An 18777-nucleotide genomic window follows, 5' to 3' on the forward strand; every position below is an offset into this window, starting at 1 on the left:
CAGGCGGAGTTGAACCGCTCCACGCGTGGCGCCGTGACCGTGGACGGGGGCCCTCTCAGGAACGTGGCCCCCGCCGGAATCACAGCAGAGAGACGATCGGTGACTCGCTGTAATGTGATCCCCGTCCCTGTGAGGTCAGAAAGCGCATGTCCGTGACGCGAGGAGACTCCGTGGCAACCGAGACACCGCCGCCCGCGAAATCCCCAGCCCGCCTTCCCTCCACCGAGGAGTTCACCGAGGTGCAGCAGAGCGCGGAGTTCGGTGAACTGCGCCGCGCCCACCGCTCCTTCGCCTTCCCGCTGACCATCGCCTTCATCGCCTGGTACCTGCTCTACGTCCTGCTGTCCAACTACGCGGGCGGCTTCATGGGCACCAAGGTGGTCGGCAACGTCAACGTCGCACTCGTCCTGGGCCTTGCCCAGTTCCTCACCACGTTCCTCATCGCCTGGTGGTACGCGCGGCACGCCGCCGCCGAGCTCGACCCCAAGGCCGAGGCGATCAAGTCCCGGATGGAGGGCGGAGCATGAGCCCCGCACAGCACACCCTGCTGGCCGCCGGCGAGGCGAGCGAGCACCGGACGCTGATCATCACCCTGTTCGCGGTGTTCGTCGTCGCGACCCTCGTCATCACCGTCTGGGCGGGCCGGCAGACCAAGGACGCCGCCGACTTCTACGCCGGCGGACGGCAGTTCACCGGCTTCCAGAACGGCCTCGCCGTCTCCGGCGACTACATGTCCGCCGCGTCCTTCCTCGGCATCGCCGGTGCCATCGCCCTCTTCGGCTACGACGGCTTCCTGTACTCCATCGGCTTCCTCGTCGCCTGGCTCGTCGCCCTGCTCCTGGTCGCCGAGCCGCTGCGCAACTCCGGCCGCTACACGATGGGCGACGTGCTGGCCTACCGGATGCGCCAGCGACCCGTTCGCACGGCCGCCGGCACCTCCACCATCGTGGTCTCGATCTTCTACCTGCTGGCCCAGATGGCCGGCGCAGGCGTCCTCGTCTCCCTGCTCCTCGGCATCACCAGCGACGGCGGCAAGATCGGCATCGTCGCGCTGGTCGGCGTGCTGATGATCGTGTACGTCACCATCGGCGGCATGAAGGGCACCACCTGGGTGCAGATGGTCAAGGCGGTGCTGCTGATCATCGGCGCCCTGCTGCTGACCTTCCTGGTGCTGCTCAAGTTCGACTTCAACATCTCGGACCTGCTCGGCAAGGCCGCCGACAACAGCGGCAAGGGCAGCGCGTTCCTGGAGCCCGGACTGAAGTACGGGGCCTCGGGCACCAGCAAGCTGGACTTCCTCTCGCTCGGCATCGCCCTGGTCCTGGGCACCGCCGGTCTGCCCCACATCCTGATCCGCTTCTACACGGTGCCCACCGCCAAGGCCGCCCGTAAGTCCGTGATCTGGGCGATCGGCCTGATCGGCGCCTTCTACCTGATGACCCTCGCCCTCGGCTTCGGTGCCGCCGCACTGATCAAACCGGACGAGATCATCGCCTCCAACAAGGCGGGCAACACGGCGGCACCGCTCCTCGCGCTGCATCTGGGCGGCGTCGACTCCAACTGGGGAGCCGTCCTGCTGGCCACCATCTCCGCGGTCGCCTTCGCCACGATCCTCGCGGTCGTCGCCGGTCTCACCCTCGCCTCGTCGTCCTCGTTCGCGCACGACATCTACGCGAACGTCATCAGGAAGGGCCGGGCCACCGAGAAGCAGGAGCTGGGTGCGGCCCGCTGGGCGACCGTCGGCATCGGTGCGGTCTCGATCGTGCTCGGCGCCCTGGCCCGCGACCTGAACGTGGCCGGTCTGGTGGCCCTCGCCTTCGCGGTCGCCGCCTCCGCCAACCTGCCGACCATCCTCTACAGCCTGTTCTGGAAGCGGTTCACCACCGCGGGCGCCCTGTGGTCGATCTACGGCGGCCTGATCACCGCGGTCGGCCTGGTGCTGTTCTCCCCGGTGGTCTCCGGCAAGCCGACCTCGATGTTCCCCGACGTCGACTTCCACTGGTTCCCGCTGGAGAACCCCGGGATCATCTCCATCCCCGTGGGATTCCTGCTCGGTGTCGTGGGCACCCTGCTGTCGAAGGAGGTCCCGGACGCCGGAAAGTACGCGGAACTGGAGGTGCGGTCCCTGACCGGCACCGGAGCGCACTGAGATTCGTACGGACGGCCGCGTCGGGCAGGACTGTACGGTCCTACGACGCGGCCGCGTCGTACCTCGTGGGATCAGGCCGCTGTCTATGTCGGCGCGGTCACGTAGGCTCGCAGATGAAGCAGCACGCACATCTGACCGAACGTGATGACCGGTAGAGGGAAGGGGGCCCACGTGCTCATCGACACCTACGGCCGAGTGGCCACCGACCTGAGGGTCTCGCTCACCGACCGGTGCAATCTGCGCTGCACGTACTGCATGCCCGAGGAGGGCCTGCAATGGCTGGCCAAGCCGGACCTGCTGACGGACGACGAGATCGTCCGCCTGATCGACATCGCGGTTCGGACGCTCGGTATCGAGGAGGTCCGCTTCACCGGCGGCGAGCCCCTGCTCCGCCCGGGCCTGGTCGGCATCGTCGAGCGCGTCGCGGCCCTCGCCCCGCGCCCCCAGATGTCCCTCACCACCAATGGGATCGGCCTCAAGCGCACCGCGACGGCCCTGAAGGCGGCGGGCCTGGACCGGGTCAACGTCTCCCTGGACACCCTCCGCCCGGACGTCTTCAAGACACTCACCCGCCGCGACCGCCACAAGGACGTGCTGGAGGGCCTGACAGCCGCCCGCGAAGCCGGACTGACCCCCGTCAAGGTCAACTCGGTCCTGATGCCGGGCCTGAACGAGGACGAGGCCCCAGACCTGCTCGCCTGGGCGGTGGAGCACGAATACGAGCTGCGCTTCATCGAGCAGATGCCCCTGGACGCCCAGCACGGCTGGAAGCGCGAGGGCATGGTCACCGCCGGGGACATCCTCGCCTCCCTGCGCACCCGCTTCCAACTCACCGCCGAGGGCGCCGACGCGCGCGGCTCGGCACCGGCGGAGCGCTGGCTGGTCGACGGCGGCCCGCACCGGGTCGGTGTGATCGCCTCGGTCACCCGCCCGTTCTGCGCGGCCTGCGACCGCACCCGTCTCACCGCCGACGGTCAGGTACGCAGCTGTCTGTTCGCCACCGAGGAGACCGACCTGCGCGCCGCCCTGCGGTCCGGGGCGCCGGACGAGGAGATCGCCCGCATCTGGCGGCTGGCGATGTGGGGCAAGAAGGCGGGCGCGGGCCTGGACGACCCCTCGTTCGTCCAGCCGGATCGCCCGATGTCGGCGATCGGCGGCTAGCCCGGCCGGCCGCTACCCCTCTTCCGCCGCCCGCCAGTCGCCGAACTTCACGACGTCCTTCAGTAACCCCCGGACGCCGAGGAACTGCGACAGATGCTCGCGGTGCTCGTCGCAGGCGAGCCACGTCTTGCGCCGCTCCGGCGTATGGATCTTGGGGTTGTTCCACGCCAGCACCCAGACGGCGTCGGCATGGCAGCCCTTGGCGGAGCAGATCGGGGTCTCGTCACTCACGGCTTCGTCTCGAGGTCGTCTCACGAATGGGCGCAGACAAGGCGACGCCGGGCAGCCACGGGGGGAGCTGCCCGGCGTCGGTCCGTCGCTCCGACGGGGGATGCGGAGCGCGTACGCAGTATGTCACGGGTACCCCACCGCCCGGCACCGGAACAGCAGGATTGATCTGAGCTTTTCTTGAGCTTGACGGGGGGTCGCGTTCCGCTTCCGACCCGTCCGTCGTGCTCACACCGGGTCGGGGCGCTCACCGCGCACTCCGGCCTCGCTCGTCGGCACGTCCTCCGGGACGGATTCCCGTGCCGGTTCAGCTTGTTCCGCCTGTTCGTCGTCGGTCCGCGGCGGCGCGATCATCGGACGCGCCGGCGCGACGACGAACGTCGAGGGAAGCGACGGCGGCCTCTCGCGGCCCGCATTGGCGATCACGACGGCGACATAGGGGAGCAGCGCACCGAACACGAGCGCGACGATGGCGACGTGCCGCTCGACGTTCCACAGCGAAGCCGCGAGGATCACCGACACGGTGCGGACCGACATCGAGATCACATACCGCCGTTGCCGGCCCCGGACGTCCTCGGCGAGGCCGGTCCGGGCACCGGTGATCCGGAACACCTGGCCGCTGCCGCCGTGCTGTTTCCGCATCACAACCCACCATTCGCCCGCACGGACTCGCCCCGGCCCGCATCCTTGTCCCCACCCGGCGGAAAACCGGCCAGGACATCTCCACGGTACGCCGCGCGCCCGCCGCCTTCGAGACCGGGTCGCGCTCGGCCTGCGGCGACGCCTCCCGCCGTGGCGCGCGTACGGGGGAACCCGACATGCGCCGTACGGCGGACCCCACCACACTGGCCGTAATGCTCACGTCGAGCCGTACGAGGAGGCAGCCATGGGCTGGTTGTGGGCGATCATCGTGGGATTCGTGCTGGGCCTCATCGCCAAGGCGATCATTCCGGGCAAGCAGCACAGCCCGCTGTGGCTGACCACCATCTGCGGCATGCTGGGCGCCATCGTGGGCAACGCGGTGGCCCGTGCGGTCGGCGTGGAGGCGACCCGGGGGATCGACTGGAGCAGGCACATCTTCCAGCTGGTGGCCGCGATCATCATCGTAGCGGCCGTGGACGCCCTGTACATGGCGACGCTGGGCAAGAGGAAGTACCAGCGGGCCTGAGCGCTGTCCGACGCCCTGGAGCCGGACGCCGTGGAACCGACCCGGCCCGCGCCCTGAAGGGGGCGCGGGGAACTGTGCGACCAGCCGCGACGAAGCCGCAGCCGCCGAGCTCACCCACGCCCCGCCCGGGCCGGACCCCCGGGCACCGCGGCCGTCAGCGTCGTCCGCGGCGCTCGGACGCAGACGGCCGGCCCCCCCCGGCACCGCGGCCGTCGGCGTCGTGCGTCGCCCACGGCGCTCGGACGCCGGACTCCCTGAGCCGGTCAGGCGCCCGTGACCTCCACGGAGGCCAGGTTCCTCTTGCCACGCCGCAGCACCAGCCAGCGCCCGTGAATCAGGTCTTCCCGCGAGGGCACCGCGTCCTCCGCGGCGACCTTCACGTTGTTCACGTACGCCCCGCCCTCCTTCACCGTCCGCCGGGCGGCGGACTTGCTGGCCACCAGGCCGGCCTCGGCGAGCAGGTCGACCACCGGGGCCGGCTCGGCGACCCGGATGTGCGGTACCTCGGACAGCGCCGCGGCCAGCGTCCTCTCGTCCAGCTCCGCAAGCTCGCCCTGGCCGAACAGCGCCTTGGACGCGGCGATCACCGCGGCCGTCTGGTCGGCGCCGTGCACCAGGGTCGTCAGCTCCTCGGCGAGCGCCCGCTGCGCCGCCCGGGCCTGCGGACGCTCCTCCGTCTGCCGCTCCAGCTCCTCGATCTCCTCGCGGGAGCGGAAGCTGAAGATGCGCAGGAACTTGGAGACGTCCCGGTCGTCCGCGTTGACCCAGAACTGGTAGAACGCGTACGGCGTGGTCATCTCGGGGTCCAGCCACACCGTGCCGGACTCGGTCTTGCCGAACTTGGTCCCGTCCGCCTTGGTGATCAGCGGGGTGCCCAGCGCGTGCACCACGGCGTCCGGCTCGGCCCGGTGGATCAGGTCCGTGCCCGACGTGAGGTTGCCCCACTGGTCGCTGCCACCGGTCTGCAGCGTGCAGCCGTAGCGCCGGTACAGCTCCAGGAAGTCCATGCCCTGCAGGATCTGGTAGCTGAACTCGGTGTAGCTGATGCCCGCGTCGGAGTTGAGACGCCGGGCGACGGCCTCCTTGGCGATCATCTTGTTGACCCGGAAGTACTTGCCGATGTCCCGGAGGAACTCGATGGCCGACATGCCCTGGGTCCAGTCCAGGTTGTTGACCATGATCGCCGCGTTCGGGCCCTCGAAGTCGAGCAGCGGCTCGATCTGCGCGCGCAGCCGCTCGACCCAGCCGGCGACGACCTCGGGGGAGTTCAGCGTGCGCTCCGCGGTCGGCTTCGGGTCGCCGATCAGTCCCGTGGCGCCGCCGACCAGGCCCAGCGGGCGGTTGCCCGCCTGCTGGATCCGGCGCATGGTCAGGATCTGCACGAGGTTGCCGAGGTGCAGACTGGGCGCGGTCGGGTCGAAGCCGCAATAGAACGTGACGGGGCCGTCCGCGAACGCCTTGCGCAGTGCGTCCTCGTCCGTGGAGAGGGCGATGAGCCCACGCCACTTCAGCTCGTCGACGATGTCCGTCACGGTTCTCGTGTCTCCTCGATGATCCTCGGCGGTCGGGTGACAGCCGACTACGAGGTTATACGCCCTGACTGACAGAGCTCATATTGAAATCGGGGATCCGCAGCGCGGGCATCGCGGCCCGGGTGAACCAGTCGCTCCACTCCCGCGGCAGCGTCTTCTCCGTCCGCCCGGCCTCCGTGGCCCGGCCCAGCAGGCCCACCGGCGACTCGTTGAACCGGAAGTTGTTCACCTGCCCGGTCACCTCCCCGTTCTCCACGAGGTAGACGCCGTCCCGGGTCAGGCCGGTGAGCAGCAGCGTCGCCGGATCGACCTCGCGGATGTACCACAGGCAGGTCAGCAGCAGCCCGCGCTCGGTGTCCGCGACCATCTCCTCCAGGGAACGGTCACCACCACCGTCCAGGATGAGGTTCCCGAGCACCGGGGCGACCGGCAGCCCGGTGAGGCCCGCGCTGTGCCGCGTGGTCGTCAGGTGCTTCAGCACACCCTCACCCATCCACTCGGTGGCGTGCGTCGGCAGCCCGTTGTCGAACACCGACTGGTCGCCGCCGGAGGAGTGGGCGACCACGAAGGGCGGGCACTCCAGCCCCGGCTCGTTCGGGTCGCTGCGCAGGGTCAGCGGCAGCTCGGAGAGCTTCTCGCCGACCCGCGTGCCGCCGCCGGGCTTGGAGAACACCGTCCGCCCCTCGGCCGCGTCCCGGCCCGAGGCCGACCACAGCTGGTAGATCAGCAGATCCGCCACGGCGGTGGGCGGCAGCAGCGTCTCGTACCGGCCCGCGGGCAGCTCGACGCGCCGCTCCGCCCAGCCGAGCCGTACGGCCAGCTCGGCGTCCAGCGCGCCCGGGTCGACGTCCTTGAAGTCCCGGGTGGACCGGCCGGCCCACGCCGAGCGCGTACGGTCCGGCGACTTGGCGTTCAGCTCCAGCGTGCCGGTGGGCTGGTCGTGCCGCAGGCGCAGCCCGGTGGACGTCCCCACGTACGTCGACACCAGCTCGTGGTTGGCGAAGCCGTACAGCTCCCGGCCGCCCGCACGCGCGCGCGCGAAGGCGTCGCCGAGCGCCGGGGCGAAGTCGGCGAACACGGCCGAGGAGGTCTCGGCGGGCGCGTCCGTGAAGTCCTGGGCCTGCGGTACCCCGCTGACCAGCGGCTGCGCGTCCTCGGCCGGCCCGGCACCGCGCGCGGCGGCCTCCGCGGCCCGCACCAGCGGCTCCAGCTCCTGCGAGGTCACCGCGGACCGGGACACGACACCGGAGGCGGTGCCCTGCTTACCGTCCACGGTCGCGATCACGGTGAGCGTACGGCCCCGCGTCACACCGTTGGTGGTGAGCGCGTTGCCCGCCCAGCGCAGGTTGGCCGTGGAGTGCTCGTCGGCGATGACGACACAGCCGTCGGTGCGGGACAGCGCCAGGGCCTGCTCGACGACCTCGTGCGGCTTGTGGGTGCGGGCGCTCATCGGCCGGCCTCCTGGGTGGTGTTGAGGATGTTGACGCCCTTGAAGAGGGCGGACGGGCACCCGTGGGACACGGCGGCCACCTGGCCCGGCTGGGCCTTGCCGCAGTTGAAGGCACCGCCGAGGACGTAGGTCTGCGGCCCGCCGACGGCGGCCATCGACCCCCAGAAGTCCGTGGTCGTGGCCTGGTAGGCGACGTCCTTCAGCTGCCCCGTGATCCGCCCGTTCTCGATCTTGAAGAAGCGCTGGCCGGTGAACTGGAAGTTGTAGCGCTGCATGTCGATCGACCAGGACCGGTCGCCGACGACGTAGATGCCCCGGTCGACCCCGCCGATCAGGTCCTCGGTGGACAGCCCGGCCGGATCCGGCTGGAGCGAGACGTTGGCCATGCGCTGCACCGGCACATGGGCGGGGGAGTCGGCGTACGCGCACCCGTTGGACCGGTCGAAGCCGGTCAGCCGAGCGATGCGCCGGTCCAGCTGGTAGCCGACCAGCGTGCCGTCCCTCACCAGGTCCCAGGATTGCGCCTCGACGCCCTCGTCGTCGTAGCCGATGGTCGCGAGCCCGTGCTCGGCGGTACGGTCACCGGTGACGTTCATCAGCTCCGAGCCGTACCTCAGCTTGCCGAGCTGGTCGAAGGTGGCGAAGGAGGTGCCGGCGTAGGCGGCCTCGTAGCCGAGGGCGCGGTCCAGCTCGGTGGCGTGGCCGATGGACTCGTGGATGGTCAGCCACAGATTGGACGGATCGACCACCAGGTCGTACAGGCCCGGCTCCACGCTCGGCGCCCGCATCTTCTCGGCGAGCAGCTCCGGGATCCGCTCCAGCTCGCCGTCCCAGTCCCAGCCGGTACCCGTCAGGTACTCCCAGCCGCGCCCCGCCGGCGGAGCGATGGTGCGCATGGAGTCGAACTCGCCGCTCGACTCGTCGACCGAGACGGCGGTCAGCTGCGGATGCAGCCGGACCCGCTGCTGGGTCGTCACCGTCCCGGCGGTGTCCGCGTAGAACTTGTTCTCGTGCACGGTGAGCAGCGAGGCGTCGACATGGTTGACGCCGTTCGCGGCCAGCAGCCGCGCGCTCCAGTCCGCGAGCAGGGCGGCCTTCTCCTCGTCCGGCACCGAGAACGGGTCGATCTCGTACGAGGAGATCCACGTCTTGTCGGTGTGCACCGGCTCGTCCGCCAGCTCCACCAGTTCGTCGGAGCCGGCCGCGCTGATCACCTGGGCGGACAGCTTGGCCATGGCCACCGCCTGGGAGGCGACCCGGGCGGCGGCGTCCATGGTCAGATCCACCCCGGAGGCGAAGCCCCACGTACCGCCGTGCACGACGCGGACCGCGTAACCGAGGTCGGTGGTGTCCGAGGATCCGGCGGGCTTGGCGTCCCGCAGCCGCCAGGACGCGCTGCGCACCCGTTCGAACCGGAAGTCCGCGTGCTCGGCCCCCAGCGCACGCGCGCGTGCCAGCGCGGCGTCGGCGAGGGCCCGTAGCGGAAGCGCAGTGAAGGCTTCGTCGATGGAATGAGGCACGGAGGTCTCCCTGCTGTCGTGGCCTGTCGGGTCCGATCATGTCGCGGGAGCAGGCCGGCGGACCACAGGTTTGGGTACCGGACGGGCTCATTCTGTAGGGATCCGACAGTGACACCCCCGAGCCACTGTCGGTGCCCGCTTCTCTGGGCGCATGGCGCTACCGATAGGTTTTCGGTGAAGCCGCCTGTCATCCACGTGTTCGGGCGGGTTGCAGGACCGCATCAGACCGCTATGGAAAGGGTGATCCGTTGAGCCGCTCGGTTCTCGTCACCGGAGGCAACCGGGGCATCGGCCTCGCCATCGCCCGCGCTTTCGCCGACGCCGGCGACAAGGTCGCGATCACGTACCGCTCGGGTGAGCCGCCGGCCGGCTTCCTGGCGGTCAAGTGCGACATCACCGACCCGGAGCAGGTGGAGCAGGCCTACAAGGAGATCGAGGACCAGCACGGCCCGGTCGAGGTTCTGATCGCCAACGCCGGCGTCACCAAGGACCAGCTCCTGATGCGCATGTCCGAGGAGGACTTCACCTCGGTCATCGACACCAACCTCACGGGCACCTTCCGCGTCGTCAAGCGCGCCAACCGCGGCATGCTGCGGGCGAAGAAGGGCCGCGTCGTCCTGATCTCGTCCGTGGTCGGCCTGCTGGGCTCGGCCGGACAGGCGAACTACGCCGCCTCCAAGGCCGCCCTGGTCGGCTTCGCGCGTTCCCTCGCCCGGGAGCTGGGGTCGCGCAACCTCACCTTCAACGTCGTCGCGCCCGGCTTCGTCGACACCGACATGACCAAGGCGCTCACCGACGAGCAGCGCGAGAAGATCGTGTCTCAGGTGCCGCTCGGCCGTTATGCACAGCCGGAGGAGATCGCCGCGACGGTGCGGTTCCTCGCCTCGGACGACGCCTCGTACATCACTGGAGCCGTCATCCCTGTTGACGGCGGACTGGGAATGGGTCACTGATCACCATGAGCGGAATTCTCGAGGGCAAGCGCATCCTGGTCACCGGTGTGCTGATGGAGTCCTCCATCGCCTTCCACGTCGCCAGGCTCGCCCAGGAGCAGGGCGCCGAGATCATCCTCACCGCGTTCCCGCGGCCCACGCTGACCGAGCGCATCGCCAAGAAGCTGCCGAAGCCGACCAAGGTCATCGAGCTGGACGTCACCAACGACGAGCACCTCGCGCGCCTGGCCGACGTCGTCGGCGAGGAGCTGGGCGGCCTGGACGGCATCGTCCACTCCATCGGCTTCGCCCCGCAGGACGCGCTCGGCGGCAACTTCCTGAACACGCCGTTCGAGTCGGTGGCCACCGCCATGCACGTCTCGGCGTTCTCGCTGAAGTCGCTGACCATGGCCTGCCTGCCGCTGATGCAGAACGGCGGCTCGGTCGTCGGCCTCACGTTCGACGCCCAGTACGCCTGGCCGCAGTACGACTGGATGGGCCCGGCCAAGGCCGCGCTGGAGGCCACCAGCCGCTACATGGCGCGCGACCTGGGCAAGCAGAACATCCGCTGCAACCTCATCTCGGCGGGCCCGATCGGCTCCATGGCCGCCAAGTCCATCCCGGGCTTCGCGGACCTGGCCTCCGTGTGGGACTCCCGCTCCCCGCTGGAGTGGGACCTGAAGGACCCGGAGCCGGCCGGCCGCGGTGTCGTCGCCCTGCTGAGCGACTGGTTCCCGAAGACCACGGGCGAGATCATCCACGTCGACGGCGGTCTGCACGCCATCGGCGCCTGACCCCCGCGAGGCTCACCGACGCCCCGTTTCCCGCCACGAGCGGGGAGCGGGGCGTCACCCGTCGGGCCACCGGCCTCCACCGGCCGGCCACGCACCCTTCCGGTCACCGGTGCCGCCATGGGACCACGTCGGTCACGTCACCCGTTCGGCTCACCGGCCGGGCCGTCGCCGCGCCGGCGGCGCACCCTGGATTAAGGGATTAAGCCTTCCCTCGCACGTCCCTCCGCAGCCCGGCCGAGGAGGTCCCCTTGTGCGCCTGCCCCGCCGCAGCCTGGCCCCGGTGACCGTGGCGCTGGCCCTCGTCCTGTCGCTGCCGTACGACGCGTTGCCCCACGCGCGCGTGGGGCACGGCAAGCCGCCCGCGCCGAGCCGGTTCGGCGCCTCGTGCCGTACGACCGTGCACGGCTCCCATGTGGTGGCCTATTGCCACAACCCCTACGTGGACATCGACCGGGTGCGTCTGCACATCGAGTGCGCCCGCTGGTGGGACGTCGACACCGACAGCGCTCCGGTGGACGCCGGTCCCGCGATGACCGTACGGCTCACCGGCCGGTGCTGGAAGGAGATCCGCTCGGTCTGGGTCAGCCACCAGAAGGCGCGCTGAACCGGCCCGGGTCGCACAGGAACGGATAGCTCGCGGCCTCCATCGCCGCCGCCTCCGCGTCCCCCGCGCGGATCGCGTCCACCAGGCGCGTGTGGTCCATGTGCGTCTCCGGTGTCAGCTCCGCCCCGACGTCCGCGCGCAGCCAGTCCCGCAGCACCTCGCCCAGGTCGGCGTACATCGCCGTCATCACGTCGTTGTGGGACGCGGCCACCACGGCCAGGTGGAAGGTGGCGTCGGCCGTCACGAAGGGCTCCGCCTCGCCGGTCTCCCAAGCCTCCTCGCGCCGGGCCAGCAGGGCGTCCAGCTGCTTGAGGTCCTTCTCGGTGCGCCGCTCGGCCGCCAGCTTCGCCGCGGCCGACTCCAGCGTGGAGCGCAGCTCGGCGATGTGCCGCGGGTCGGCACCGGCGAAGCGGCGGTGCATCACGCCCGCCAGCTCGCTCGTGGCCACGACGTAGGTGCCCGAGCCCTGGCGGATGTCCAGCAGACCGTTGTGGGCGAGCGCGCGGACGGCCTCGCGGATCGTGTTGCGGGCGACACCGAGCTGCTCGACCAGTTCCGGCTCGGTCGGGATGCGTGAGCCGACCGGCCACTCGCCGGAGGTGATCTGGTTGCGCAGTGCGGCGATGACCTGCTCGGACAGCGCCGAACGGCGCGGGTGGCTCAAAGGCATGGCCCACCTTCGCACGAGAAACCCGGGCGCGGAGGCACCGAGGATGGACAGGCAATCATCCCATGATTCTATGATGTGTCTCATGGCTAGTGAGGAAACCCGGACAGTGGAGACCCGTACGGCGATGTCACCGACCGACCGCGGCAGGACCACCGAGACGAGCACACTCGAGACGACCCCCGGAGCGGGCCGCACGCGCGCGTGGGCGACCCGGCTGGTCGTCGTCGGCATCGTGCTGTCCGCGCTGAACCTCCGTCCGGCCATCACGAGCCTCGGCGCCCTCCTGGAGGAGGTCCGCGACGGGCTCGGCATGAGCGGCAGCGTGGCCGGCCTGCTCACCTCCGTGCCCCCGCTCTGCTTCGCCGTCTTCGGGGTCACCGCGCCCCGCCTGGCCCGCCGCTTCGGACCGGCCGCAGTGGTGTGCGCGGGCATGGCCGCCATCACCGCCGGCCTGCTCATACGGCCCTACGTCGGCAACACGGCCGGATTCCTGGCCGCCAGCGCGCTCGCCCTGATGGGCATCGCCGTCAGCAACGTCCTGATGCCGGTCATCGTCAAGCGCTGGTTCCCCGACCGGGTCGGTTCCATGACCGGCCTGTACTCGATGGCCCTCGCTCTCGGCACCTCCCTCGCCGCCGCGGTGAGCGTCCCCCTGACCGACGCCATGGGCGGCGACTGGCAGTCCGGCCTCGCCGTGTGGGCGGCCGTCGCCGCCGCCGCCGTGCTGCCCTGGCTGCCGCTGGTCCGGGAACGCGACAGGCCCGCCGCGCAGTCGCAGGAGCCCGCGCGCGGGACGACGGAACAGCACGTCCCGCTGCGCATCTCCCGCAGCCGCACCGCCTGGGCGCTCGCCGTCTTCTTCGGCCTCCAGGCCACGGCCGCCTACATCACCATGGGCTGGATGCCGCAGATCTTCCGGGACGCCGGCGTCCCGGCGGGCACCGCGGGTGTGCTGCTCGCCGTCACCATGGTGATGGGCGTGCCGCTCGCCTTCGTGATCCCGCGGGTCGCCACGCGGCTGCCCCACCAGGGTCCGATCGTGCTGGTCCTGGGCGCCTGCGGCCTCACCGGATACGCCGGGCTGTACTTCGCCCCGGCCGGCGGCGCCTGGGTCTGGGCCCTGCTGCTCGGCGTCTCCAACTGCGCCTTCCCGCTCGCCCTGACGATGGTCGGTATGCGGGCCCGCAGCGGTGCGGGCGTGGCCCAGCTGTCCGCTTTCGCCCAGAGCACCGGCTACCTGATCTCCATCCCCGGCCCGTTGCTGGTCGGCGTGCTCTACCAGCAGAGCGGCGGCTGGGGGCTGCCGATCGCTCTCATGGCGGCACTGATGGTGCCGCAGATGGTGGTGGGGGTGCTGGCGGGCCGTGACCGCACGATCGAGGACGAGACGAGCCGTGACCGCACGATCGAGGGCGAGACGACACGCTGACCGGCCCCGGCTGCCCCGGCACCCCCGGACGGGTGGCGGGGTGCGAGACTGGGCGCATGCAGCCTGTGCTCGACCCGAACCCGAAGAACGGCCAGAAGAAGCTGCTGCTCGTCTTCGGCTCGTTCCTCGCCATCTTCGTGATCATCGCCGTCGTGGCGACCATCGCCTCCCCCTGACGGCGGCCTCTCCCGGCGGACGGTGGGGCTGGCCCCCCATCCCCTAGGGGGCCAGGGTCAGGGTCAACTGGGTGGAACACCGGATGGGTTGGCGACCCCGGATTCCGTAGCTTCGAGAGGTGACCGCACCACGCGGTCACGGACCCGCTCGAGGACCCACGGAGGCGATCATGCCGGCCCGCACCCACCCCCGCCCCCACCCGGCGACCACGGGCGGCGTCGACATCCGGCTGCCCTGGTGGGCGCTCGCCCTGCCCGCCCTCGGGTTCCTCGTGCTGCTCGCGCTCATACTGAACCCGTCGGACGCCCACGCGGCGAGCGACGACCCGGCGATCGCTCGTCTCCTGGAGCACGCGCAGCAGCTCCTCACGCGCTGACGGCAAGCCTCCTCGCACGGTGAATCCGCATGTCAACTCCCTGCGCCGGGTGGCCTGTTTCATGCGAAGCTGGGTCACATGAGCGTCGCAGAACCCCGCAGGATCGTCCTCTTCCGGCATGCGAAAGCCGACTGGCCCCAGGTCGCCGACCACGAGCGCCCGCTCGCCGAGCGGGGCCGCACGGACGCCGCAGTCGCCGGACGCAAGCTGGCCGACACCGGCATCGCCTTCGACCTGGCCCTGTGCTCCACGGCGACCCGCACGCGCGAGACCTGGAAGCTCGCCGTCCACGAGCTGGCGCACCGGCCGAGAACCGTCTACGAGGAGCGGGTCTACGAGGCCTCGCCCGGTGAGTTGATCGCCGTGCTCAACGAGCTTCCCGACGACGTGCGAAGCGTGATCATGATCGGCCACAACCCCGGCGTGCACGGCCTGGCGGACATTCTCGCCGGCTCGGCCGAGGGTGACGCCCGGGAACGGATGAACCGCCGCGGCTTCCCCGCCGCCGGTTTCGTCCTGCTGTCCTACGACGGCCCGTGGAAGGGCGTCGAGCCCGGCGTGGCCACGCTCACGGACTACTGGGCCCCCTCCGAGTGACCCGATGCCGGCCCGGCACGCCGGACTGCGCAGGGCCCGGCACACACCACAGGGTGCCGGGCCCTCCCGGTGACCGGCGCCGGCCGGCCCCGCTCAGCCCTCGTCGTGCGTGTCGGCGGCCTCGACCTCTTCGCGGGTGACGCCGAGCAGGTACAGGACGGTGTCGAGGAAGGGGAAGTTCACCGCTGTGTGCGCCGCCTCCCGCACCACCGGCTTGGCGTTGAAGGCCACGCCCAGACCCGCCGCGTTCAGCATGTCCAGGTCGTTGGCGCCGTCACCGATCGCCACCGTCTGCGACAGCGGCACCCCGGCCTCCGCGGCGAAGCGGCGCAGCAGCCGCGCCTTGCCCGCCCGGTCCACGATCTCGCCGGTGACCCGGCCGGTCAGCTTGCCGTCGACGGTCTCCAGCGTGTTGGCCTGCGCGAAGTCCAGGCCCAGCCGCTCCTGCAGATCGTCGGTGACCTGCGTGAAGCCACCGGAGACGACGCCCACCTGGTAGCCGAGCCGCTTCAGGGTGCGGATCAGGGTGCGCGCGCCCGGCGTCAGCCGGACCTGCTCCCGCACCTTGTCCACCACCGACGCGTCCAGCCCCTTCAGCAGCGCCACACGCGCGTGCAGGGACTGCTCGAAGTCCAGCTCCCCGCGCATCGCCGCCGCCGTCACCTCGGCGACCTGGTCCTCACAGCCGGCGTGCGCGGCGAACAGCTCGATGACCTCGTCCTGGATCAGGGTCGAGTCCACGTCCATGACCACCAGCCGCTGGGCGCGCCGGTGCAGACCCGCCGAGACCACCGCGATGTCGACACCCAGTGCCGCGGCGTCGGAGGCCAGGGCCGTGCGCAGCGGCTCGGTCTCCACGCCGGACACCGCGAACTCCACCGCGGTCACCGGATACTTGGCCAGCCGGAAGATACGGTCGATGTTGCCGCCGGCCTTCGCGATCCGGGCGGCGATCGCGGCCGTCGACTCGGCGGTGAGCGGATGACCCAGGACGGTCACCAGGGAGCGCCCGAGGCCGCGGGGACGGTTGTCGCCGTGCCCCGAGATGATCTCCGCCTGCATCCTCATCGACTCGGCCCAGCTGTGCACGGTGGCCCGCAGGTCACCCTCCAGGCCGGCCGGCGGCTGGGTCACCAGCACGCACAGCACCAGGCGGCCCCGGGTGACGACCTGCTCGATGTCGACCACGTCGACGAGGTAGGCGGCGAGGGTGTCGAAGAGGCCCGCCGTGATGCCCGGCTGGTCCTTGCCGAAGATCTTGACGAGGAGGGTGGGGGCCTCGGAGGTCTGTGCGTCGGAGGTCTGCGAAGCGCTCATGGTGTCACCACCGTATCCGGCACCCAGTGCCGCTCGCCGCCGAGGTCCGCCTGACGGACACGGAACAATGGGTGGCGGGCCGGTGTCAGGGATCTTGCCACCGGGAAGCGGCGCCGCGCGCGTGCGGCGGACACGCCCCGGCTCCCCCACGAGCGTGCCACGACAGGCCGACGTCGGCGATCCATGGCGGGCCGACAAGGGCGGTCCAAGCAGGCCGACCTCGGCGATCCGCGCACACCGACGTCGGCGACCCCCGCAGGCCGACGTCGGCGATCCGCGCACACCGACGTCGGCGATCCCCGCAGGCCACCGACGCGTGCGGGGTCCTGTCCACGCGGGTTCTCCTCCCGCGGCGGCCAGGTCGCCCGTCCCGGTGGCTCTCGTTGCGACGCCGAAGACGGTCGTCCACCGTGGGGCCCGCACGGTCCCGGTGTCCGCCCGGCCCCGCCCGGTCCCGCGCCGCTCAGTCGCGCCGCTCAGTCGCGCCGCTTGGGCTCCCCGGGCGGTGGCGGGGGAGGCGGTCCGTCGTCCGCGGTCCCCGGCGGGCGCTCACCCGGCCGCGGCGGCAGTCGCTTCCGCGGTGGCGGGGGAGGAGGCCCCAGAGGTCCGGCGATGGTGGGGGCGTCGTACACGTCCTGTCCGGCGGCGGGCGGCCAGAAGTCCCGCGGCTCCTCCGGCATCCGCAGGTACGGGTTGGTGCCGGGGTTCGGGGCCCGGTACGGCCTGCCCGGCACGTACGGCCCGGCCGCGGGGCCGTACCCGCAGTGCCCGGCGTCGCTGCCACCGCCGTACCTGTGACCGCCGTACCCGCCACCGCCATACCCGGCATCGCCGTCCCCGAAGTGCCCGGCATCCCCGTCACCGCCGTACCCGGTAACTCCGTTCCCGGAGTGCCCGGAGTGCCCGTGCCCGTCACCGGCATACCCTGCATCGCCGTCCCCGGTACCGCCGTACCCGGCGTCGTGCTGCCCGCCACCCGTCGCGGTGCCACCCGTCGCCGTGCCCACTGCCCCCGTGCCGGTTGCCGCGGCACCCGCTGCCGTGCCACCCGTCGCCGCACCCGCCGTCGCGCCCACCACCGCCGCGCGTGCCGCTCTCGTTCCCGCCGCCCCGCTCGTCCAGGCCAGCAGGGCGCCCGCCGCGCCGGCGCCCGTGCCCCAGGCGGCGCCGAGGAGCAGGGCCAGGCCGAGGCGGCCGTGCAGGTCGAGGCCCGCGCCGAACGCGTCGAAGCCGAGGACGGACAGGGCGGCGTCCACGGACACGTCCGTCAGCCGGGCGAGGAGCGGGAGGACGAGCGCGGTGGCGACACCCAGCCGCAGCGCGCACCGGCCGGCGAAGCCGAGGGCGCTGTCGGCGGGCCGTAGCACCGGGGTGCGGGCCGCCGTCAGCACCCCGGCCAGCAAGATCATCAGCGCCGCGGCCACCGCCAGCAGCCACACCCGCCCGTCCAGCCCGGCCAGCCGGTCCACCGTCACGGGCTGATCGGACCGCCCGTCGAGGAGCTGGTCCAGCGGGTGCGGAAGCAGGGCACCCAGGACGCCGGTGGCGCTGCCGTCCCAGGGGACGAACAGCCCGAGGGGCACGCCGAGCCAGACCCCGTTCGGCGCGCCGAGCAGCGCCGCGCCGGCGATCCGCCGCGGATGGTCGTCACCGAGTGCCGCGTACGCCGCCGCCGCGAGCCCCGCCGCCACGGCCACCAGCAGGACGGTGACGAGCGCCGAGACCGCCGGGCGGACCACCCGGTGCACGGCCCCCCAGCCGGGCGGCAGGGGAGCGCGGCGGGCGGCGAGCAGCGCGATCAGCAGGACGCCGGCGCACCAGCCGAGGCCGCCGAGGAGCGTGGCCGAGGTGTCCACGGTGAAGCCCACGGCCGCCTTGGCGTCGATCAGGTCGCCGATCCGGTCCGGCAGCAGTCCGCTCACGTCGCCGAGCCCCGGAACGCTCAGCCCGCCGCCTCGCTCGCCGTCCCCGCCCGGCAGGCTGTCCAGGCCGAGCGAGCCGCCGTCGATGGTGATGACGTCGTGGCCGGCCCAGGCGAGACCGCCGAGCATCGTCACGAAGAGCACGGCCACCGAGCCCGCGCGCGCGAGGAGTTCGGCCGGCGGCATCACAACTCCCGCCGCCCGCAGGGACCGCAGGAAGAACCATGACAGGAGCAGGGCCCCGACCAGGCTCACTCCGAGTGGCGTGATCTCGACGGCGGTGTGGGCCTCGGCGCCGTTCAGTCCGGAAGCGGACACATCGCCTGCCGGAGAGACCGAACCACCCGCCCCGAGAGCCACCACGGCCGCCGTCATGGGGCCGAGCGATCCGGCGGAATCCGCCTGGAGCAGATGCAGACCGAGCGCGGCCGTGCCCGCCATGCCGGTCAACGCCCAGCTCACGGCGGCGATCGCGGACAGCAGGATGTTCCCCCAGGGCAGCCGCGCACGGTGCCGCGCGGTCTCGACGCCCATGACAGCACTCATCGCAGAGCCCCCGATCCACGCCGCGGCGCCGATGGCCGCGCTTGTCCCCCTCGCGGTGATTACCACTTTCCGGCCCGGTTTCAACCCCGTCAACGGGGCGAGTTGAAGCGCGCGCGGCAGTGTCTGGCAAGGCCCGGGTTTCGGTCAGGGGGCGGAGCCTGAAATAGTTCCCCACGATGTTCGACATCCCTAGACTCCCTGCGAT

General features: G+C 71.6%; 19 protein-coding genes. 11 read left to right on the plus strand and 8 right to left on the minus strand.

What is annotated here, in order from left to right; all coding sequences use genetic code 11:
- Positions 1–170: 170 nt before the first annotated feature.
- The 3 genes from ACIGYR_RS13415 to moaA all read left to right on the plus strand — a co-directional run bounded on the left by ACIGYR_RS13415 (position 171) and on the right by moaA (position 3310).
- Positions 171–527, plus strand: a complete 357-nt coding sequence (locus ACIGYR_RS13415) for a DUF485 domain-containing protein (protein ID WP_391839627.1) — start codon at positions 171–173, stop codon at positions 525–527.
- Entirely contained in the window at positions 524–2149 is a 1626-nt protein-coding gene (locus tag ACIGYR_RS13420; protein WP_399595041.1) for a cation acetate symporter, read from the plus strand. The genes ACIGYR_RS13415 and ACIGYR_RS13420 overlap by 4 nt, the downstream gene beginning before the upstream one ends.
- Positions 2150–2320: 171 nt before the next feature.
- Positions 2321–3310 carry a GTP 3',8-cyclase MoaA gene (gene moaA, locus ACIGYR_RS13425; RefSeq protein WP_399595038.1) on the plus strand — a complete coding sequence of 330 codons (990 nt, stop codon included), beginning with the start codon at positions 2321–2323 and terminating at the stop codon, positions 3308–3310.
- A gap of 12 nt (positions 3311–3322) precedes the next feature.
- Here the strand turns inward: moaA and ACIGYR_RS13430 are convergent, their stop codons facing one another.
- Both ACIGYR_RS13430 and ACIGYR_RS13435 read right to left on the minus strand, forming a co-directional pair.
- Positions 3323–3541, minus strand: coding sequence for a hypothetical protein (locus ACIGYR_RS13430; protein ID WP_399595036.1), 219 nt, complete (start codon positions 3539–3541; stop codon positions 3323–3325).
- Positions 3542–3766: 225 nt separating this feature from the next.
- Positions 3767–4180, minus strand: coding sequence for a DUF3099 domain-containing protein (locus ACIGYR_RS13435; protein ID WP_399595033.1), 414 nt, complete (start codon positions 4178–4180; stop codon positions 3767–3769).
- Between the two features lie 244 nt (positions 4181–4424).
- Between ACIGYR_RS13435 and ACIGYR_RS13440 the strand changes: the two genes are divergently transcribed.
- Positions 4425–4706, plus strand: a complete 282-nt coding sequence (locus ACIGYR_RS13440) for a GlsB/YeaQ/YmgE family stress response membrane protein (protein ID WP_391839636.1) — start codon at positions 4425–4427, stop codon at positions 4704–4706.
- Between the two features lie 263 nt (positions 4707–4969).
- Here ACIGYR_RS13440 and tyrS read toward each other — a convergent pair whose 3' ends face one another.
- Genes tyrS through ACIGYR_RS13455 form a run of 3 tightly spaced genes read right to left on the minus strand, consistent with a single transcriptional unit; the run spans position 4970 to position 9208 of the window.
- Entirely contained in the window at positions 4970–6238 is a 1269-nt protein-coding gene (gene tyrS / locus ACIGYR_RS13445; protein WP_399595030.1) for a tyrosine--tRNA ligase, read from the minus strand.
- A gap of 55 nt (positions 6239–6293) precedes the next feature.
- Positions 6294–7688 carry a metallopeptidase TldD-related protein gene (locus ACIGYR_RS13450; RefSeq protein WP_391839640.1) on the minus strand — a complete coding sequence of 465 codons (1395 nt, stop codon included), beginning with the start codon at positions 7686–7688 and terminating at the stop codon, positions 6294–6296.
- Positions 7685–9208, minus strand: a complete 1524-nt coding sequence (locus ACIGYR_RS13455) for a TldD/PmbA family protein (RefSeq protein WP_399595026.1) — start codon at positions 9206–9208, stop codon at positions 7685–7687. The genes ACIGYR_RS13450 and ACIGYR_RS13455 overlap by 4 nt, the downstream gene beginning before the upstream one ends.
- Positions 9209–9456: 248 nt before the next feature.
- On the opposite strand from ACIGYR_RS13455, the gene fabG reads away from it, so the two are divergent.
- From fabG to ACIGYR_RS13470, 3 genes are all read left to right on the plus strand, one after another.
- Positions 9457–10161 carry a 3-oxoacyl-[acyl-carrier-protein] reductase gene (gene fabG, locus ACIGYR_RS13460; RefSeq protein WP_391839644.1) on the plus strand — a complete coding sequence of 235 codons (705 nt, stop codon included), beginning with the start codon at positions 9457–9459 and terminating at the stop codon, positions 10159–10161.
- A gap of 5 nt (positions 10162–10166) precedes the next feature.
- Positions 10167–10934, plus strand: a complete 768-nt coding sequence (gene fabI / locus ACIGYR_RS13465) for an enoyl-ACP reductase FabI (RefSeq protein ID WP_391839645.1) — start codon at positions 10167–10169, stop codon at positions 10932–10934.
- Between the two features lie 250 nt (positions 10935–11184).
- Positions 11185–11538 (plus strand): hypothetical protein, encoded by a 354-nt coding sequence (locus tag ACIGYR_RS13470; protein ID WP_391839647.1) that lies wholly within the window; start codon positions 11185–11187, stop codon positions 11536–11538.
- On the opposite strand, the gene ACIGYR_RS13475 is transcribed toward ACIGYR_RS13470, so the two are convergent.
- Positions 11516–12208 (minus strand): FadR/GntR family transcriptional regulator, encoded by a 693-nt coding sequence (locus ACIGYR_RS13475; protein WP_391839649.1) that lies wholly within the window; start codon positions 12206–12208, stop codon positions 11516–11518. The two genes, ACIGYR_RS13470 and ACIGYR_RS13475, sit on opposite strands and share 23 nt — an antisense overlap.
- 124 nt (positions 12209–12332) lie before the next feature.
- Between ACIGYR_RS13475 and ACIGYR_RS13480 the strand changes: the two genes are divergently transcribed.
- The 4 genes from ACIGYR_RS13480 (at position 12333) to ACIGYR_RS13495 (ending at position 14787) form a co-directional block, all read left to right on the plus strand.
- Positions 12333–13637, plus strand: a complete 1305-nt coding sequence (locus ACIGYR_RS13480) for a CynX/NimT family MFS transporter (RefSeq protein WP_399596487.1) — start codon at positions 12333–12335, stop codon at positions 13635–13637.
- A gap of 56 nt (positions 13638–13693) precedes the next feature.
- The gene (locus tag ACIGYR_RS13485) at positions 13694–13813 is read left to right on the plus strand and encodes an SGM_5486 family transporter-associated protein (RefSeq protein WP_272921377.1); all 120 of its coding nucleotides are present in this window, start codon (positions 13694–13696) and stop codon (positions 13811–13813) included.
- 170 nt (positions 13814–13983) lie between these two features.
- On the plus strand, positions 13984–14190 hold the full coding sequence (locus tag ACIGYR_RS13490; protein ID WP_391839651.1) for a hypothetical protein: 207 nt from the start codon (positions 13984–13986) through the stop codon (positions 14188–14190).
- Positions 14191–14268: 78 nt separating this feature from the next.
- The gene (locus ACIGYR_RS13495) at positions 14269–14787 is read left to right on the plus strand and encodes a SixA phosphatase family protein (protein WP_399595020.1); all 519 of its coding nucleotides are present in this window, start codon (positions 14269–14271) and stop codon (positions 14785–14787) included.
- A gap of 93 nt (positions 14788–14880) precedes the next feature.
- Here the strand turns inward: ACIGYR_RS13495 and serB are convergent, their stop codons facing one another.
- Positions 14881–16104 carry a phosphoserine phosphatase SerB gene (gene serB / locus ACIGYR_RS13500; RefSeq protein WP_399595016.1) on the minus strand — a complete coding sequence of 408 codons (1224 nt, stop codon included), beginning with the start codon at positions 16102–16104 and terminating at the stop codon, positions 14881–14883.
- 476 nt (positions 16105–16580) lie between these two features.
- Positions 16581–18560 (minus strand): streptophobe family protein, encoded by a 1980-nt coding sequence (locus ACIGYR_RS13505; RefSeq protein ID WP_399595013.1) that lies wholly within the window; start codon positions 18558–18560, stop codon positions 16581–16583.
- Positions 18561–18777: the final 217 nt, after the last annotated feature.

Origin of the sequence: Streptomyces sp. NPDC053076 (assembly GCF_044546845.1) — a bacterium.
Classification (GTDB): Bacteria; Actinomycetota; Actinomycetes; order Streptomycetales; family Streptomycetaceae; genus Streptomyces.

Coding starts and splice junctions, on each gene's coding strand:
- fabI (WP_391839645.1), top strand. CDS start 10,167: ATGAGCGGAATTCTCGAGGGCAAGCGCATCCTGGTCACCGGTGTGCTG.
- ACIGYR_RS13440 (WP_391839636.1), top strand. CDS start 4,425: ATGGGCTGGTTGTGGGCGATCATCGTGGGATTCGTGCTGGGCCTCATC.
- ACIGYR_RS13490 (WP_391839651.1), top strand. CDS start 13,984: ATGCCGGCCCGCACCCACCCCCGCCCCCACCCGGCGACCACGGGCGGC.
- ACIGYR_RS13505 (WP_399595013.1), bottom strand. CDS start 18,560: ATGGGCGTCGAGACCGCGCGGCACCGTGCGCGGCTGCCCTGGGGGAAC.
- ACIGYR_RS13450 (WP_391839640.1), bottom strand. CDS start 7,688: ATGAGCGCCCGCACCCACAAGCCGCACGAGGTCGTCGAGCAGGCCCTG.
- ACIGYR_RS13475 (WP_391839649.1), bottom strand. CDS start 12,208: ATGCCTTTGAGCCACCCGCGCCGTTCGGCGCTGTCCGAGCAGGTCATC.
- ACIGYR_RS13495 (WP_399595020.1), top strand. CDS start 14,269: ATGAGCGTCGCAGAACCCCGCAGGATCGTCCTCTTCCGGCATGCGAAA.
- serB (WP_399595016.1), bottom strand. CDS start 16,104: ATGAGCGCTTCGCAGACCTCCGACGCACAGACCTCCGAGGCCCCCACC.
- ACIGYR_RS13485 (WP_272921377.1), top strand. CDS start 13,694: ATGCAGCCTGTGCTCGACCCGAACCCGAAGAACGGCCAGAAGAAGCTG.
- ACIGYR_RS13420 (WP_399595041.1), top strand. CDS start 524: ATGAGCCCCGCACAGCACACCCTGCTGGCCGCCGGCGAGGCGAGCGAG.
- ACIGYR_RS13435 (WP_399595033.1), bottom strand. CDS start 4,180: ATGCGGAAACAGCACGGCGGCAGCGGCCAGGTGTTCCGGATCACCGGT.
- ACIGYR_RS13480 (WP_399596487.1), top strand. CDS start 12,333: ATGTCACCGACCGACCGCGGCAGGACCACCGAGACGAGCACACTCGAG.